Origin of the sequence: Pseudomonas chlororaphis subsp. piscium (assembly GCF_003850345.1) — a bacterium.
Taxonomy (GTDB): domain Bacteria; phylum Pseudomonadota; class Gammaproteobacteria; order Pseudomonadales; family Pseudomonadaceae; genus Aquipseudomonas; species Aquipseudomonas piscium.
Map to the genome: position 1 here is coordinate 71,261 of NZ_CP027707.1, position 14,303 is coordinate 85,563.

General features: G+C 63.0%; 14 protein-coding genes. 7 read left to right on the forward strand and 7 right to left on the reverse strand.

Annotation, left to right across the window (positions count from 1 at the left end; genetic code table 11):
- Positions 1 to 95: 95 nt before the first annotated feature.
- The 4 genes from C4K38_RS00365 to zur are packed head-to-tail and all read right to left on the reverse strand — an operon-like array spanning position 96 to position 2,895.
- Positions 96 to 809 (reverse strand): PA5502 family lipoprotein, encoded by a 714-nt coding sequence (locus tag C4K38_RS00365; RefSeq protein ID WP_053276842.1) that lies wholly within the window; start codon positions 807 to 809, stop codon positions 96 to 98.
- Between the two features lie 37 nt (positions 810 to 846).
- Entirely contained in the window at positions 847 to 1,635 is a 789-nt protein-coding gene (znuB, locus tag C4K38_RS00370) for a zinc ABC transporter permease subunit ZnuB (protein ID WP_009046274.1), read from the reverse strand.
- Complete coding sequence (gene znuC, locus C4K38_RS00375) at positions 1,628 to 2,413, reverse strand: zinc ABC transporter ATP-binding protein ZnuC (protein WP_007924302.1); 786 nt, start codon at positions 2,411 to 2,413, stop codon at positions 1,628 to 1,630. The genes znuB and znuC overlap by 8 nt, the downstream gene beginning before the upstream one ends.
- Positions 2,413 to 2,895, reverse strand: coding sequence for a zinc uptake transcriptional repressor Zur (gene zur / locus C4K38_RS00380; RefSeq protein WP_007924301.1), 483 nt, complete (start codon positions 2,893 to 2,895; stop codon positions 2,413 to 2,415). Before zur ends, znuC begins: the two co-directional genes overlap by 1 nt.
- A gap of 57 nt (positions 2,896 to 2,952) precedes the next feature.
- Here zur and C4K38_RS00385 point away from each other — a divergent pair, with 57 nt between their 5' ends.
- Positions 2,953 to 3,882, forward strand: coding sequence for a zinc ABC transporter substrate-binding protein ZnuA (locus C4K38_RS00385; protein ID WP_053276843.1), 930 nt, complete (start codon positions 2,953 to 2,955; stop codon positions 3,880 to 3,882).
- A 73-nt stretch (positions 3,883 to 3,955) separates the two neighbouring features.
- Here the strand turns inward: C4K38_RS00385 and C4K38_RS00390 are convergent, their stop codons facing one another.
- Positions 3,956 to 4,906 carry a homoserine kinase gene (locus C4K38_RS00390; protein WP_053276844.1) on the reverse strand — a complete coding sequence of 317 codons (951 nt, stop codon included), beginning with the start codon at positions 4,904 to 4,906 and terminating at the stop codon, positions 3,956 to 3,958.
- A gap of 62 nt (positions 4,907 to 4,968) precedes the next feature.
- Positions 4,969 to 5,256, reverse strand: coding sequence for a DUF2782 domain-containing protein (locus C4K38_RS00395; protein ID WP_007924295.1), 288 nt, complete (start codon positions 5,254 to 5,256; stop codon positions 4,969 to 4,971).
- 74 nt (positions 5,257 to 5,330) lie between these two features.
- On the opposite strand from C4K38_RS00395, the gene polA reads away from it, so the two are divergent.
- The gene (gene polA / locus C4K38_RS00400; protein ID WP_053276845.1) at positions 5,331 to 8,138 is read left to right on the forward strand and encodes a DNA polymerase I; all 2,808 of its coding nucleotides are present in this window, start codon (positions 5,331 to 5,333) and stop codon (positions 8,136 to 8,138) included.
- 414 nt (positions 8,139 to 8,552) lie between these two features.
- Here the strand turns inward: polA and yihA are convergent, their stop codons facing one another.
- Positions 8,553 to 9,194, reverse strand: a complete 642-nt coding sequence (yihA, locus tag C4K38_RS00405; RefSeq protein WP_023967622.1) for a ribosome biogenesis GTP-binding protein YihA/YsxC — start codon at positions 9,192 to 9,194, stop codon at positions 8,553 to 8,555.
- A gap of 191 nt (positions 9,195 to 9,385) precedes the next feature.
- Between yihA and C4K38_RS00410 the strand changes: the two genes are divergently transcribed.
- From C4K38_RS00410 to C4K38_RS00430, 5 genes are all read left to right on the forward strand, one after another.
- Positions 9,386 to 9,676, forward strand: coding sequence for a c-type cytochrome (locus C4K38_RS00410; protein ID WP_009041528.1), 291 nt, complete (start codon positions 9,386 to 9,388; stop codon positions 9,674 to 9,676).
- Between the two features lie 45 nt (positions 9,677 to 9,721).
- Positions 9,722 to 10,327: a c-type cytochrome gene (locus tag C4K38_RS00415; protein WP_009041529.1), complete on the forward strand. Its 606-nt coding sequence runs from the start codon at positions 9,722 to 9,724 to the stop codon at positions 10,325 to 10,327.
- A gap of 194 nt (positions 10,328 to 10,521) precedes the next feature.
- Positions 10,522 to 11,151, forward strand: coding sequence for a thiol:disulfide interchange protein DsbA/DsbL (locus C4K38_RS00420; RefSeq protein ID WP_009041530.1), 630 nt, complete (start codon positions 10,522 to 10,524; stop codon positions 11,149 to 11,151).
- Between the two features lie 13 nt (positions 11,152 to 11,164).
- Positions 11,165 to 12,043 carry an endonuclease/exonuclease/phosphatase family protein gene (locus tag C4K38_RS00425; protein ID WP_053276846.1) on the forward strand — a complete coding sequence of 293 codons (879 nt, stop codon included), beginning with the start codon at positions 11,165 to 11,167 and terminating at the stop codon, positions 12,041 to 12,043.
- A complete protein-coding gene (locus C4K38_RS00430; protein ID WP_053276847.1) occupies positions 12,040 to 14,238 on the forward strand; it encodes a GGDEF domain-containing protein in 2,199 nt (732 codons plus the stop codon). The genes C4K38_RS00425 and C4K38_RS00430 overlap by 4 nt, the downstream gene beginning before the upstream one ends.
- Positions 14,239 to 14,303 lie beyond the last annotated feature (65 nt).

Genomic DNA, 14,303 nt, shown 5'->3' on the forward strand with positions numbered 1-14,303 from the left:
CACGGTCATCTGTAGTACCGCGTTATCCTTCATCGCAGGCAAGTCGGATCGCCGCCCGCTCGCTCCTACAGAAGCGGGCTTGCGGGCGATGGGCTTTATTGGGGTTTGCGCGGGCTCAACACCATCTGTGCCGGGACGTGGCGCAGGATCTGCCGTTCGATTGTCAGGTCGTAGTCGGCATCGAGCTTCTTCACCCGCTTGCTCAGCAGGGTCTTCAGCCAGGGGTAATCCTCGGTGCGTGGCGCCTGGATGCTCACGTCGCACTGGTAATTCACCACATCGGCGGCGATCCCATCGAGTTGCCGACGCAGTTGCTTGATATCGCTGAGGTTCAGCGCAATGGTGGTGCTCTCGGCGGCCGGGTCGATCAACTTGGCTGGCGGCCTGGCTTCAGCGGCCTTGAGCGCGGCTTCGGCTTTTTCCAGCTCGGCTTTACGGGCCTGGGTGATGGCGCCATCGACGCCACCGGTCAGGGCCGGTGCCTTGGGCATCAGCGCGCGGGCGCGGCTCAGGGCCGTGGCGGCGGCGTTGACATCACCCTTTTGCAGCACGATCTGGCTGCGCTGCAGGTAGGCTTCGGCCAGCTGGCGCTGGTATTGCTCGAGCTGCGGGTCGTTGGGCGACTGGGCCTGCAAGGCGCTCAGCTGGTCTTCGGCGGTGGCCAGCTCGCTGCTGGCGATATTTTGTTGCAGCTGTGCGATGGCCGTGGCGCGGGCGTCGGGCACTTCAGCCGGCGGCGTGCTCTGGCAGGCGCCCAGCAGCAGGGAAAATGCGACAAGGAGCAGATAACGGGAGGCGAACGGCTTCATTCCTGCGACTCTCTAATTGCGCAAAAAGCGAGCAAGTCTACACCCCTCGACGGGGCAGGACAAAACTCAGCAGAAACAGTGCAGCCGCCGTGACCACAATCGACGGCCCCGCGGGGGTGTCCTTGAACCAGGACAGCGCCAGCCCGCCACAGACCGCAAGTATGCCCAGCAGGCTTGCGCCCAGTGCCATCTGTTCCGGGGAGCGGGCGTGACGTTGAGCCGCAGCCGCCGGGATGATCAGCAGCGAAGTGATCAGCAACACCCCGACGATTTTCATCGCCACCGCGATCACCACCGCGATCAACAGCATCAGCGCCAGGCGCAACGACGCCACCGGCAAGCCTTCGACCCTGGCCAGCTCCTCGTGCACGGTGATCGCCAGTAAGGGGCGCCACAGGGCCACCAACAGCAGCAGGACCGCGGCGCTGCCGCCGAGAATCCACGCCAGGTCGCCGGGGCTGATCGCCAGCAGGTCACCGAACAGATAGGCCATCAGGTCGATCCGCACGTCATGCATGAAGCTTAGTACCACCAGCCCGAGGGAGAGCGTACTGGGGGCGAGAATCCCCAGCAGGGTGTCGGAAGCCAGCGGCTGGCGCTGTTGCAGGGTGACCAGCAGCACCGCCAGCAGCAGGCAGCCGACGGTCACCGCCACCGCTGGGCTGACATCCAGCAGAAAGCCCAGGGCCACGCCGAGCAAGGCGGCATGGGACAGGGTGTCGCCGAAATAGGCCATGCGCCGCCAGACCACGAACGATCCCAAGGGGCCTGCCACCAGCGCCAGCGCCAGACCTGCGAGCAGGGCGTAGAACAGAAAATCAGCCATGCTTGCAGCTATCTCCGTGAACATGAACGTGGCCGGCCGCGGCCCCGGTGACTACCGAGCCGTGCAGATCGTGGGCGTGGTCGTGATGGTGGTGGTAGATCGCCAGGCTCGGCGCGTTCTGGCCGAACAGCTCGACGAAGGCTGGGTCGCCGCTGACCTGTTCCGGGTGGCCGGAGCAGCACACGTGGCGATTGAGGCAGACCACCTGGTCGGTGGTGCTCATCACCAGGTGCAGGTCGTGGGAAACCATTAGCACGCCGCAGCCGTGGCGGTCGCGCAAACGGGTGATCAGGCTGTACAGCTCGGCCTGGCCGGCGACGTCCACGCCTTGTACCGGTTCGTCGAGTACCAGCAGTTCCGGCTCGCGCAGCAGGGCGCGGGCCAGCAGTACACGCTGCATTTCGCCACCGGAAATGCTCTGCACCGGGCTGTCGATCACCTGTTCGGCGCCGACTTCGTTCAGCGCGGCCAGGGCTGTCGCGCGGTCCACGCCGGGCACCAGGCGCAGGAAGCGCAGCACCGACAGCGGCAAGGTCGGATCGACGTGCAGCTTCTGCGGCATATAGCCGACCCGCAACTTCGGCTTGCGCCAGACGCTGCCGCTGTCGGGCTTGAGCAGGCCGAGCACGGCGCGCACCAGGGTGGTCTTGCCGGCGCCGTTGGGGCCGATCAGGGTGACGATCTGTCCTGGCTCGACACTGAGCTGGATGTTGTCCAGCACGGTTTGCCCGGCAAAGGTCACCGCGACCTGATCGAGGCGGATCAAGGCATTGCTCATCAAGCCCCCTGGCAACCCGAGCAGAGGCCGACCACTTCGACGGTCTGGCCTTCGACGACGAAACCGACATCACGGGCGCTGCTGATGATCGCGTCGCTGATGGATTTCTGTTCAAGCTCGATGGCGGCGTGGCACACGCGGCAGATCAGGAACTGGCCCTGGTGTGCGTGTTCCGGGTGGTTGCAGCCGACGAAGGCGTTGAGTGAGGCGATGCGGTGCACCAGGCCGTTTTCCAGGAGGAAATCCAGGGCGCGGTACACGGTCGGCGGCGCGGCGCGGCGACCGTCCTGTTCGCTGAGCACGGCGAGGATGTCGTAGGCACCCAGCGGCTTGTGGCTTTGCCAGACCAGCTCCAGCACCCGCCGACGCAGGGCGGTCAGGCGCAGGCCTTGGCGCGCGCACAGGGCATCGGCCTCGGACAATGCGCTGTGCACGCAGTGAGAGTGGTCGTGGGGGCGACTGGCGAGAGGGGTTTTAGGCATGAGCGGCGACGATAATTGTGAGAGACGTTATTATGTTACCCGTTCTCGCCTCTTCGAGTGGTCATCGTGTCCCGACTTTTTGCCCTTTTTGTCGCTTTTACCGCCAGTTTGTTCGTGATCAGCTCGGCCCAGGCCGAAGTCCGGGTCCTGACCAGCATCAAACCCCTGCAATTGATCGCCGCCGCCGTCCAGGATGGCATCGCCGTGCCTGAGGTTCTGCTGCCGCCGGGCGCCTCGCCGCACAACTATGCGCTGCGTCCTTCCGACGTGCGCAAGGTGCAGTCGGTGGAGTTGCTGTACTGGATCGGCCCGGACATGGAGAGCTTCCTGCCGCGGGTGCTCAAGGGCCGCACGCAGCCATCGCTGGCGGTGCAGGACTTGCCAGGCCTGAAACTCCGTCATTTCGCCGAAGATAACCACTCGCACGCCGAAGAAGCCGACGAGCATGACCACGATCACCGTCCGGGCAGCCTCGATGCGCACTTGTGGCTGTCGCCGGTCAACGCGCGGGTTATCGCTGACCGCATGGCGGCCGACCTGAGTGCCGCGGACCCGGCCAACGCCGCGCGTTACCAGAGCAACGCCAAGGCTTTCGACGCACGCCTGGATGCCCTGGATGCCCGTTTGAAAGCCCGCCTGGCGCCAATCGCCGGCAAGCCTTATTTCGTCTTCCACGAAGCCTTCGATTACTTCGAAGACGCCTATGGCCTCAAGCACGCAGGCGTGTTCAGCGTCGCGGCCGAAGTGCAGCCGGGCGCGCAGCACGTAGCGGCGATGCGCACGCGCTTGCAGGAAGTCGGCAAGACCTGTGTGTTCAGCGAGCCGCCATTGCGCCCGCGCCTGGCCGAAACCCTGGTGGCGGGCTTGCCGGTGAAGCTGGCGGAACTCGATGCATTGGGCGGTTACACCCCGGCTACCGCGCAGGGTTATGAACAGGTGCTGGAGAAACTGGGCAACGATCTGGCGGGCTGCCTGGAGTCGCTGTAAAGGCGGCTGGCGCTATCGCGGGCAAGCCTCGCTCCTACAGGAGATCGTAGGGGCGGGCTTGCCCGCGATGCGTTCAGATGGCGAACGGCAATGGTGCGCTGACCTGCTGGCGCTGGGCCAGGCGCAGCTGGAACTCCATCGGGTCGTGAATGAGCACGTCTTGCCCGGCGAAGGACTCGGCGGCGATCAGGCGTGACAGCCAGAAGCGTACGCAGGCTACCCGCAGCATGGTTGGCCACAGCTCGGCTTCGGTGGCGGTGAACGGGCGCAGGGTCGCGTAGGCGCCCAGCAGGGCCCGGGCCCGCGGACCGTCGAGCAGGCCGTCGGCGTCGGAACACCAGTCGTTCAGGGCAATCGCCACGTCATACAGCATCGGCCCGGAGCAGGCGTTGTAGAAGTCGATCAGCCCGGTCAGGTGCGTGCCTTCGAACATCGCGTTGTCGCGGAACAGGTCGGCGTGGATATTGGCCCGCGGCAGCGCGAGGATTCTGGTCTTCTGCTCGGCGATTTCATCCAGCGCCCGTTGCAGCAGGTCCCGCGCCTGCGGGTCGAGATGGGACAGCATCTGCGAGCCTTCTTCCTGCATCCAGTCCAGGCCACGATCGGTCTTGCGCTTGATCATGTTGTCCCTGGTGGCCAGGTGCAGATGGCCGAGCAGCTCGCCAACCTGTGCGCAATGCTGGGCATTGGCGTCCTTGATGTGCTTGCCGGCCAGGCGCGGCTGCAGCAGCGCCGGCTTGCCGGCCAGCTCGCGCAGGGCCACGCCGTCGGTGGTGCGCAGGGCGTAAGGCACCGGCAGGTTGGCGTCGTGCAGCACGTCCAGCAGTTCGATGAAGAACGGCATTTCCTGGACCGGGCCACGCTCGACCAGGGTCAGGACGAACTCGCCCTGTTCCAGGCTGATGAAGAAGTTGGTGTTTTCGCTACCAGCGGCAATCCCCTGGAAGTCAAGCAGGCGGCCGAGCCCGTAAGGGGCGAGAAAGGTTTCCAGCTCGGGCCGAGCCAGGGGAGTAAACACAGACATGGTTAAAAACTGCCAGTACGGGCGCCGCTGTGGAGGCGGCGCCGGTTGAAGTTAGGAGCGGTTTACCACTCGAAAATTTTCCACGCCGGAATCAGCATATCCGGCTGGTCCGAACGAATGAAGTTGCCATCGGAACCGTCGGCGCGCACCAGGAAGTAGGGTTTACCGACCTTCGGTGTGACCTTGATGGCGTACAGGAAACCGTTCTGGCGGTATTCCTGGATGGTCTTGTCGCCTTCCGTGCGAATGGTTACTTCCGGATCCGCCGATGGCGCATCCTCCGCGGCAATCACTGCCATCGGCGCGATTGCAATCAGGCTGGCCAGCAGCAAGCGATTTAGTGTGCGCATGATAACCTTGTCCCTTTGTCGTCAACGGTCCCGCTATTCTAGCGCCGGACCCGCCGAAAAGGTTGATCCTGCTCATGAGCCAAGCCCCCCTCGTCCTGGTGGACGGTTCGTCCTACCTGTACCGCGCCTTCCACGCGCTACCACCTTTGACCACTTCCAAAGGCATGCCGACCGGTGCGGTCAAGGGCGTGCTGAACATGCTCAAGAGTCTGCGCAAGCAGTACCCGGACAGCCCGTTCGCCGTGGTGTTCGACGCCAAGGGCGGGACTTTCCGCGATGACATGTACGCCGAGTACAAGGCCAATCGGCCGAGCATGCCCGACGACATGCGGGTGCAGATCGAGCCGCTGCACGCCAGCGTGATCGCCCTGGGCTTTCCGCTGCTGTGCGTCGAGGGCGTCGAGGCGGACGACGTGATCGGCACCCTGGCCCGCAGCAGCGCGGCGGCCGACCGGCCGGTGGTGATCTCCACCGGCGACAAGGACATGGCGCAGCTGGTGGACGGGCACATTACTCTGGTCAACACCATGTCCGGTAGCAGCATGGACGTGGAGGGCGTTAAGGAGAAATTTGGCGTCGCTCCCGAGCAGATCATCGATTACCTGGCGCTGATGGGCGACTCCTCCGACAACATCCCGGGTGTGCCGGGCATTGGCCCGAAGACCGCTTCCGGCCTGCTGGTGGGGGTCAACGGTGGCCTGAACGAGCTGTATGCACAGCTCGATATCGTCCCGAGCCTGCCGATTCGCGGGGCCAAGACCCTGCCGGCCAAGCTCGAAGAGCACAAGGAGATGGCTTTCCTCTCCTATCAGCTGGCGACCATCAAGGTCGATGTGCCGCTGGATGTTGGCCTGGACGACCTGCACCTGGGCGAGCCGGATCGCGACAAGCTGGTGGAGCTGTACAGCCTGCTGGAGTTCAAGAGCTGGCTCGACGAGCTGCAGCGCGATGCCAAGCGTCTCGAGCTGAGTGCCGCTGCGGCACCCGAGCCGGTGGCTGACCTGTTGACCCAGGCTGAGGCTGAGGTCGAAGCGCCGGTGGCGGTTGAAGCGCAGTACGAAACCATCCTCGATCAGGCGCGTTTCGATGTCTGGCTGGAGAAACTGAAGAACGCCAAGCTGTTCGCCTTCGATACGGAAACCACCGGTATCGACGCCCAGCAGGCGCAGCTCGTGGGGCTGTCCTTCGCTGTGCAGGCCAACGAAGCGGCTTATATTCCTCTGACCCACTCTTACATCGGCGCGCCGGAGCAGCTGGACCGTGACGCTGTCCTGCGGGCCTTGAAGCCGATTCTCGAAGACCCGAACAAACTCAAAGTCGGCCAGCACGCCAAGTTCGACATGAACATCCTGGCCAACTGCGCCATCGGTGGCGATCAAGCCAATGGCATCACGGTGCGCGGGGTCGCCTTCGACACCATGCTCGAATCCTACGTGCTCAACTCCACGGCTACCCGGCATGACATGGACAGCCTGGCGGAGAAATACCTGGGCTACACCACCGTGAGCTTCCAGGACATCGCCGGCAAGGGCGCCAAGCAGCTGACGTTCGACCAGATCGCCCTCGAGCAGGCCGGGCCTTATGCCGCCGAGGACGCCGATGTGACCCTGCGTCTGCATCAGGCCCTGCATGAAAAGCTGGCCGCGATCCCGAGCCTGGCCAGCGTGCTCAGCGATATCGAAATGCCCGTGGTGCCGGTACTGGCGCGCATCGAGCGCCAAGGGGCGCTGGTGGACGCCGAGCTGCTGGGTGTGCAGAGCATCGAACTGGGCGACAAGATGGTGGCGCTGGAGCGGGAAGCCTTCGAGATTGCCGGTGAAGAATTCAACCTCGGCTCGCCCAAGCAACTGGGGGTGATCCTCTACGACAAGCTCGGCCTGCCGGTGCTGAAGAAGACCGCCAAAGGTCAGCCGTCCACCGCTGAAGAGGTGTTGGCCAAGCTGGCCGAGGACGACTACCCGCTGCCCAAGGTGCTGATGCAGTACCGCTCCATGAGCAAGCTCAAGAGTACCTACACCGACCGCCTGCCGGAGCAGATCAACCCGCGGACCGGGCGGATCCACACCTCCTACCATCAGGCGGTGGCATCCACCGGGCGCTTGTCTTCCAGCGATCCGAACCTGCAGAACATCCCGGTGCGTACCGCCGAAGGCCGGCGCATCCGCCAGGCCTTCATCGCTCCGCCTGGCTACAAGCTGCTGGCGGCTGACTACTCGCAGATCGAGCTGCGGATCATGGCGCACCTGTCCCGCGACGAAGGCTTGATGAATGCCTTCCGCAATAACCTCGACGTGCACACGGCCACCGCGGCCGAAGTGTTCAAGGTCGAGCTCAAGGACGTCAGTTCTGACCAGCGTCGCAGCGCCAAGGCGATCAACTTCGGCCTGATCTACGGCATGGGCGCGCAAAAGCTCGGCAAGGATATCGGCGTCGATACCAAGACCGCCAAGGCTTATATCGACACCTACTTCGCCCGTTACCCTGGGGTGCGTGAATACATGGACCGCACCCGTGCCCAGGCCGCGGACCAGGGTTATGTGGAAACCCTGTTCGGGCGTCGCCTGTACCTGCCGGAGATCAACTCCAACAAGCCGCAGGAACGCGCCGGCGCCGAACGTACGGCGATCAACGCGCCGATGCAGGGCACGGCGGCCGACATCATCAAGAAAGCCATGGTGGCGGTGGACAACTGGCTGACGGCCTCAGGCCTGGATGCCAAGGTCATCCTGCAGGTGCACGACGAACTGGTGCTGGAGGTGCGCGAAGACCTGGTGGACCAGGTGAGCGAGGAGATTCGCGGCTATATGAGCAAGGCCGCAACCCTGGATGTTCCGCTGCTGGTCGAAGTCGGTGTGGGCAGCAACTGGGACGAGGCTCACTGAGGCGAGATGACCGTCACTTTCGCCGCGGCATAGTGCCGCGGCAAAAGCTGGCGAAGAGCTATTAGTGCGGAAAATTTCATCCACTATTACCAATAGTTTTTGAAAGCTCCCGGAACTTAATTGGCGAAAGCCCACTCAGAGTATCTGAATGGCTGGTGAAGCCCTTCGATGCTCCTATGTTGTGTTAAGTGTTGGCAGATATCTGGACCCCGCCCTAGCGGTCCGGAACTTGGACCCCGAACTTCCCCTCCCCATACGAAGTCCGGGGTTTTTTTTGCCCCAAAACTGCCTGTGGAATGATCATGCTGCGTTAAAAGCGCGGCTCGAAATGCTCATTTACAGCCAGTAAACTCCGCTTTCGAGCCGCGCTTTTGCCTTGCCTGATCATCCCACAGACAGTTTTGCCTATGTCTTTCAGGCTTCGATTTCGGCGCCTTTGTCCGCCAGTTCCATCCAGCCCGCCAGTACAGTGTAGGCCTCTTCCAGGCCCATGCGTTTTGGCGCCGAGAACAGTTGGATGGTGACGTTGTCGCCCCAGCCTTTACGGATTTGCGACTGCACCTTGAGCAGGGTGTTCTTGGCCGCGCCGTAGGTCAGTTTGTCGGCCTTGGTCAGCAGGATGTGCATCGGCATGCCGCTGGCGACGGCCCAGTCGAGCATCAGCAGGTCGAAGTCGGTCATCGGATGGCGGATGTCCATCATCAGAATCAACCCTTTCAGACTCTCGCGGCTGCCCAGGTAGGCTTCCAGGTGACGCTGCCAGTGCTGCTTGAGCGGGATCGGTACTTTCGCATAACCGTACCCCGGCAGGTCGACCAGACGGCGATCGTCGTCTAGCTTGAAGAAGTTCAACAGCTGCGTGCGGCCCGGAGTTTTCGAGGTGCGTGCCAGGCTGGCATGGGTCAGGGTATTCAGGGCGCTGGATTTGCCGGCGTTGGAACGCCCGGCGAAGGCCACTTCGAAGCCTTCGTCGTCGGGGCATTGATCGACTTTGGCGGCGCTGAGCATGAAAGTGGACTGTTGGCACAGACCAAGAATGGGATTTTTGAGTTGCATGGGATTTCCGATAGGGGCGGTGCCGAGAATGGACGCGGCGAGCGGTGTCGTTTCCGTTTCAGTAGCGCCAGTATATAATGCCGCAGATTTTGTGTGCGCTTTGTCCCAGCGTAGGATGAAGTTCACGAGAGCGATAGACCTTGATTGCGCATTAGAACGCAGCACGCTCTCAACCCTGAAAAGGTCGTTTTATGACGAAATGGCTGCTGGCTGCCGGCGTCCTGATACCGCTTTACAGCGCTCAGGCTACACAGGATCCGGAAGCTGTGTACAACCGTGTTTGTGGGGCTTGTCATTCCGGCCAACTACCAACGGCTCCCCGCAAGGGGGACCAGGGAGCTTGGGCGCCGAGGCTGGCGCAAGGTATGGAGACGCTGGTGCAACACGTGACCCAGGGTTTCAAGGCGATGCCGCCGCGTGGTTTGTGCATGGACTGCAGTGCCGAGGATTACCGAGCCATCATCCTTTGGATGAGCGAGTGATCCCGGTCCATAACTCTTAACCCTTAGCCGTAGTTGGATTAGCTGATGAACAAATTACTCGTGAGTCTGCTGTTGACCTTGGGCATCACAGGTGTCGCCCATGCTGCAGGCGACGCTGCTGCCGGTCAGGCGAAAGCCGCCGTATGTGGTGCTTGCCATGGTCCGGATGGGAACAGCATGGCGCCTAACTTTCCAAAGCTGGCGGGTCAGGGTGAGCGTTACCTGAACAAGCAGTTGCACGACATCAAGTCCGGCAAGCGCCAGGTGTTGGAAATGACCGGCCTACTGACCAACCTGAGCGATCAGGACCTGGCCGACCTCTCCGCCTACTTCGCCAGCCAGAAAGGCAGCGTCGGCGCGGCAGACCCGAAAGTCGTGGCTCGCGGTGAAGAGTTGTTCCGTGGCGGCAAGCTGGATCAAGGCATGCCTTCCTGCACCGGTTGCCACTCGCCAAATGGCACGGGTAACGCCGCTGCCGGCTTCCCGCACCTGGGTGGCCAGCACGCTCAGTACGTAGCCAAGCAGTTGACCGACTTCCGCGAAGGCAACCGCACCAACGACGGCGACACCATGATCATGCGCAGCATCGCCGCCAAGCTGAGCAACAAGGACATCGAAGCAGTATCCAGCTACATCCAGGGCCTGCACTGAGGCCGGCGATCATGTTGCAAAAGGGTCTATCTTGCGCAACGTTAATGATCGATTAATCTGTCGATGAAAGCATAAAGGGTGGCTCAGGCCGCCCTTTTTTATGGCGTCTGCCGCTACACTAGCGAACTCAAGCCCCGCCATGACCTGTCTGCGACAGGCCGCGCGAGGCGACCTTACTTGTTCAGGAGTAAAGCATGCGTAATCTGATTCTCAGCGCCGCTCTCGTCACCGCCAGCCTGTTTGGCATGACTGCTCAAGCCGCCGAGCCCCTTGAAGCCGGTAAACAATACGTAGAGCTGAGCAGCGCCGTTCCGGTTGCGGTGCCTGGCAAGATCGAAGTGGTCGAGCTGTTCTGGTACGGCTGCCCACACTGCTACGCCTTCGAGCCGACCATCAACCCATGGGCTGAAAAACTGCCGGCCGACGTCAACTTCGTGCGTATCCCGGCGATGTTCGGCGGTATCTGGAACGTTCATGGCCAGCTGTTCATCACCCTGGAAGCCATGGGCGTCGAGCACAAGGTCCACAAAGCCGTATTCGAAGCCATCCATGGCGGCAAGAAACTCGCTTCCCCAGAGGAAATGGCCGAGTTCCTGGCCGGCGAAGGCGTCGACAAGGATAAATTCCTGAGCACCTACAACTCGTTCGCCGTCAAAGGCAAGGTCGAGGACGCGAAGAAGAAGGCCCAGGCCTATCAGATCTCTGGCGTACCGACCATGGTCGTCAACGGCAAGTACCGTTTCGACCTGGGCACCGCCGGTGGTCCTGAAGGTGCCCTGAGCGTCGCCGACCAGCTGATCGCCAAAGAGCGGGCGGCCAAGTAAGCGAGTCCCTGCCATGCGACGTTGGGGTACGGAACGCATCGTTGGCCTGCATGATCCGCGGGTCAACGAGCACCATGTGGCGTCCTCCGGCCTGCCGGCAGACAGCCGTCTGCGGCTGCTCAGTTTCAATATCCAGGTCGGTATCAGTACCGAACGTTATCGGCATTACCTGACCCGTGGCTGGCAGCACCTGCTGCCGCACAACGGGCGCGCCGACAACCTGCAGAAGATCGGCGATCTGCTGGGCGACTTCGATCTGGTCGCCCTGCAGGAAGCCGATGGCGGTAGCCTGCGCTCGGGCTACGTCAATCAGGTCGAACACCTGGCCCATCTCGGCGCCTTCCCCTACTGGTATCAGCAGCTCAATCGCAACCTTGGTCGTCTGGCCCAACACAGTAATGGCGTGCTCAGCCGCCTGCGCCCCTGGGCGATCGAAGATCATCCGCTGCCCGGCCCCAAGGGCCGCGGTGCGATCCTCGTGCGCTTCGGCGATGGGCCCGAAGCCTTGGTGGTGGTGATGATGCACCTGGCCCTCGGTGCCCGTACGCGCACCCGGCAGCTGGCTTATATCCGCGAGATGATCGGCGGCTACAAGCATCAGGTGCTGATGGGCGACATGAATACCCATGCCAGCGATCTGCTGGAGCATTCGCCCTTGCGTGACCTCAGTTTGCTGGCGCCGCAATTGGAAGCGACTTTCCCCAGCTGGCGCCCACAACGCTGTCTTGATCATATTTTGCTCAGCCCCAGCCTGACGCTGGAGCGGGTCGAGGTTCTGGCCCAACCGATTTCCGATCACCTGCCGGTCGCGGTAGAGATTCGTCTGCCGGGTTCGCTCACGGCCGATGCATTGCCCGCGCTGAGTCCTGCCCCTCGCGGAACCCCTGAATGAGCGACGACGCCCAGCGCTGGAAAGAGAAATACCTCAAAAGCATCGAACAACAGGAAAAACTCGAACGGCGCTGGAATGCCCGTCTCGACCTGCTTCGTCGTGGCCTGGTGCGCAGCACGCTGGCGGCCGAGGGCACTGACCGCGCTGTCGATCAGTGCATGAAGGAAATGCGCGAAGTAGTGCGCACCGACGACATGGACGCGGCCTTGGCGGCCCTGTTGCCGCGCCTGGAAAAAGCCGTGCTGGACTCCGAACAGCGCCGCGAGACCCGCATCGAGCAAATGAGCACGGCCCTGACCTCGCTGGTCAGCCAGTTGCAGAAGTTGCCGCTGCCCCGCGAGGTGAGCCGGCCGCTGAAAAGCTTCGCCAAGCAACTGGATGGCCGTGTCGGCCAGGCCCGGGAAATTCCGCTGCTGCTGGGCGAACTGAGCGGCCTGCAAAGCAAGGCGCTGAGCCTGTTGGAGAGCCCCGCGGAGCCGATCCGCCCAGGCTTGTTGCAGCGCCTGTTTGGTGGTCGCGACGCTGACGAAGCGGCGGTACCGTCCGAAGCTGCGCCGCTTGCGGTGGTGGCGAGCCCGGCCCCAGCCTCAGTTCCGGCACCGTCTCCGGCAACGGCTGAAACAGTCACGGCTGACATGCTCTCGCCTCAGGCCGAGGCTGAGCTTGCGCGGTGGTCCGAAACGTTGGAGCCGGTGTCCCCACCCTCGGTGGAAAAGGTTGTTGCCGCTGCCAGCCAGGCGCTCGAAGCGCAGCCGGAATCGCCGCCCGAGGCCGCTGCTGCCCAGGTCACGGCCTTTGTGCCGCCGGTGCTCGAGCCGGAGAAACCCGTCGCCGCGGAGCCGGCGCCACAGGTGCCAGACTTGTCCGCACCAGCACCAGCACCAGCACCAGCACCAGCACCAGCATCGCAGCCGTCAGCCGAGCCTGTCCCCGCCGATTCGCCGGTGCCCGTACAGTCCCCGGTTATCGAAGCCCAGGTCAGCAGCCCGGACGAATTGATCGTTGCCGCACCCACCGAGGCGGCTCCGGCGCCCCTGTTGCTCGACCGCTTGCCGTTGCCGGCGGCCATGGCCGAGGCGCTGGCGGCGATCGACCCGCTGCAGGCCGAGCAGGATGTGCTGTATGCCCTGCCCGACTCGCCGGAGCCGTCTTACAGTTCGGTGGCCAAGCATATCGAACATACCCTGCTTGGCCTTCTGGATGACCTGAGCCTGCCAGAGCGTCATCGGCCGCAAGCCGAGTCCATGCGCGACCGCTTGCAACATGGGCTGAACTGGTACGAATTGCTGCCGATCCTCGACGATCTGGCGGTCTTGATGCTGGCGATCACCGACAGCGGCCAGCATGAGTTCGAGGCGTATCTCAAGCGGCTCAACGAGCGCCTGGAATCCTTCCAGAGCAACCTGCAGGCCGCCAGCGAGGGCCACGCCGACAGCAGCTCGGCGGCGCGGGAGATGGACTCGCAGATCCGCGAACAGGTCGATGGCCTGCAAAACAGCGTGCAGGAAGCGGCCGATCTGGACGACCTCAAGCAGGTGCTGGAAAGTCACCTGGAAGGCCTGCTCGGCACCATGGACCATCACCAGAAGCAGCGTGACGAACGCGAGAAGGAAGTGGCCGCACGCCTGCAGAGCCTGGCCGAGCGGGTGTCGAGCATGGAGCAGGAGGCCCAGGGCTACCGCGAGCACCTGGAAGAGCAGCGGCAGAAAGCGCTGATCGACCCTCTTACCGGCTTGCCCAATCGCGCGGCCTGGAGCGAGCGCCTGGAGCATGAAGTGGCGCAGTGGCAGCAGCACGGCAACACCTTGCTGCTGGCGATGCTCGATCTCGATCATTTCAAGAGCATCAACGACAACTACGGTCACCTGGCCGGCGACAAGGTGCTGAAGATCATCGCCGGCGTGCTGCGCAAGCGCCTGCGTGGCAACGATTTCATCGCCCGTTTTGGTGGTGAGGAGTTCGTCCTGCTGATGCCCGATACCACATTGACGATCGGGGCGCGCCTGGCGGAAACCTTGCGGGCGGCCATCGAAGCCTGTCCGTTCCACTTCAAGGGCGAGCGCGTGACCATCACCATGTCCATCGGCATGAGTGCCTTCAAACCGGGAGAACGCAGCGATCTGGTGCTCAAAAGAGCCGATCAGGCGCTTTATCGGGCCAAGGAGGCGGGGCGCAACCGGGTGGAACTGGGCTGACGCGTAATTTGTTCCATTTTGTATAAACCGGTGCTTTTGCCGGTTTTCCGCGAAGGCAGTACGTT

Excerpts from the sequence above, each read along its gene's own strand:
- C4K38_RS00365 (WP_053276842.1), bottom strand. The coding sequence starts at position 809 with ATGAAGCCGTTCGCCTCCCGTTATCTGCTCCTTGTCGCATTTTCCCTG.
- znuB (WP_009046274.1), bottom strand. The coding sequence starts at position 1,635 with ATGGCTGATTTTCTGTTCTACGCCCTGCTCGCAGGTCTGGCGCTGGCG.
- znuC (WP_007924302.1), bottom strand. The coding sequence starts at position 2,413 with ATGAGCAATGCCTTGATCCGCCTCGATCAGGTCGCGGTGACCTTTGCC.
- zur (WP_007924301.1), bottom strand. The coding sequence starts at position 2,895 with ATGCCTAAAACCCCTCTCGCCAGTCGCCCCCACGACCACTCTCACTGC.
- C4K38_RS00390 (WP_053276844.1), bottom strand. The coding sequence starts at position 4,906 with ATGTCTGTGTTTACTCCCCTGGCTCGGCCCGAGCTGGAAACCTTTCTC.
- C4K38_RS00395 (WP_007924295.1), bottom strand. The coding sequence starts at position 5,256 with ATGCGCACACTAAATCGCTTGCTGCTGGCCAGCCTGATTGCAATCGCG.
- polA (WP_053276845.1), top strand. The coding sequence starts at position 5,331 with ATGAGCCAAGCCCCCCTCGTCCTGGTGGACGGTTCGTCCTACCTGTAC.
- yihA (WP_023967622.1), bottom strand. The coding sequence starts at position 9,194 with ATGCAACTCAAAAATCCCATTCTTGGTCTGTGCCAACAGTCCACTTTC.
- C4K38_RS00410 (WP_009041528.1), top strand. The coding sequence starts at position 9,386 with ATGACGAAATGGCTGCTGGCTGCCGGCGTCCTGATACCGCTTTACAGC.
- C4K38_RS00415 (WP_009041529.1), top strand. The coding sequence starts at position 9,722 with ATGAACAAATTACTCGTGAGTCTGCTGTTGACCTTGGGCATCACAGGT.
- C4K38_RS00420 (WP_009041530.1), top strand. The coding sequence starts at position 10,522 with ATGCGTAATCTGATTCTCAGCGCCGCTCTCGTCACCGCCAGCCTGTTT.
- C4K38_RS00425 (WP_053276846.1), top strand. The coding sequence starts at position 11,165 with ATGCGACGTTGGGGTACGGAACGCATCGTTGGCCTGCATGATCCGCGG.
- C4K38_RS00430 (WP_053276847.1), top strand. The coding sequence starts at position 12,040 with ATGAGCGACGACGCCCAGCGCTGGAAAGAGAAATACCTCAAAAGCATC.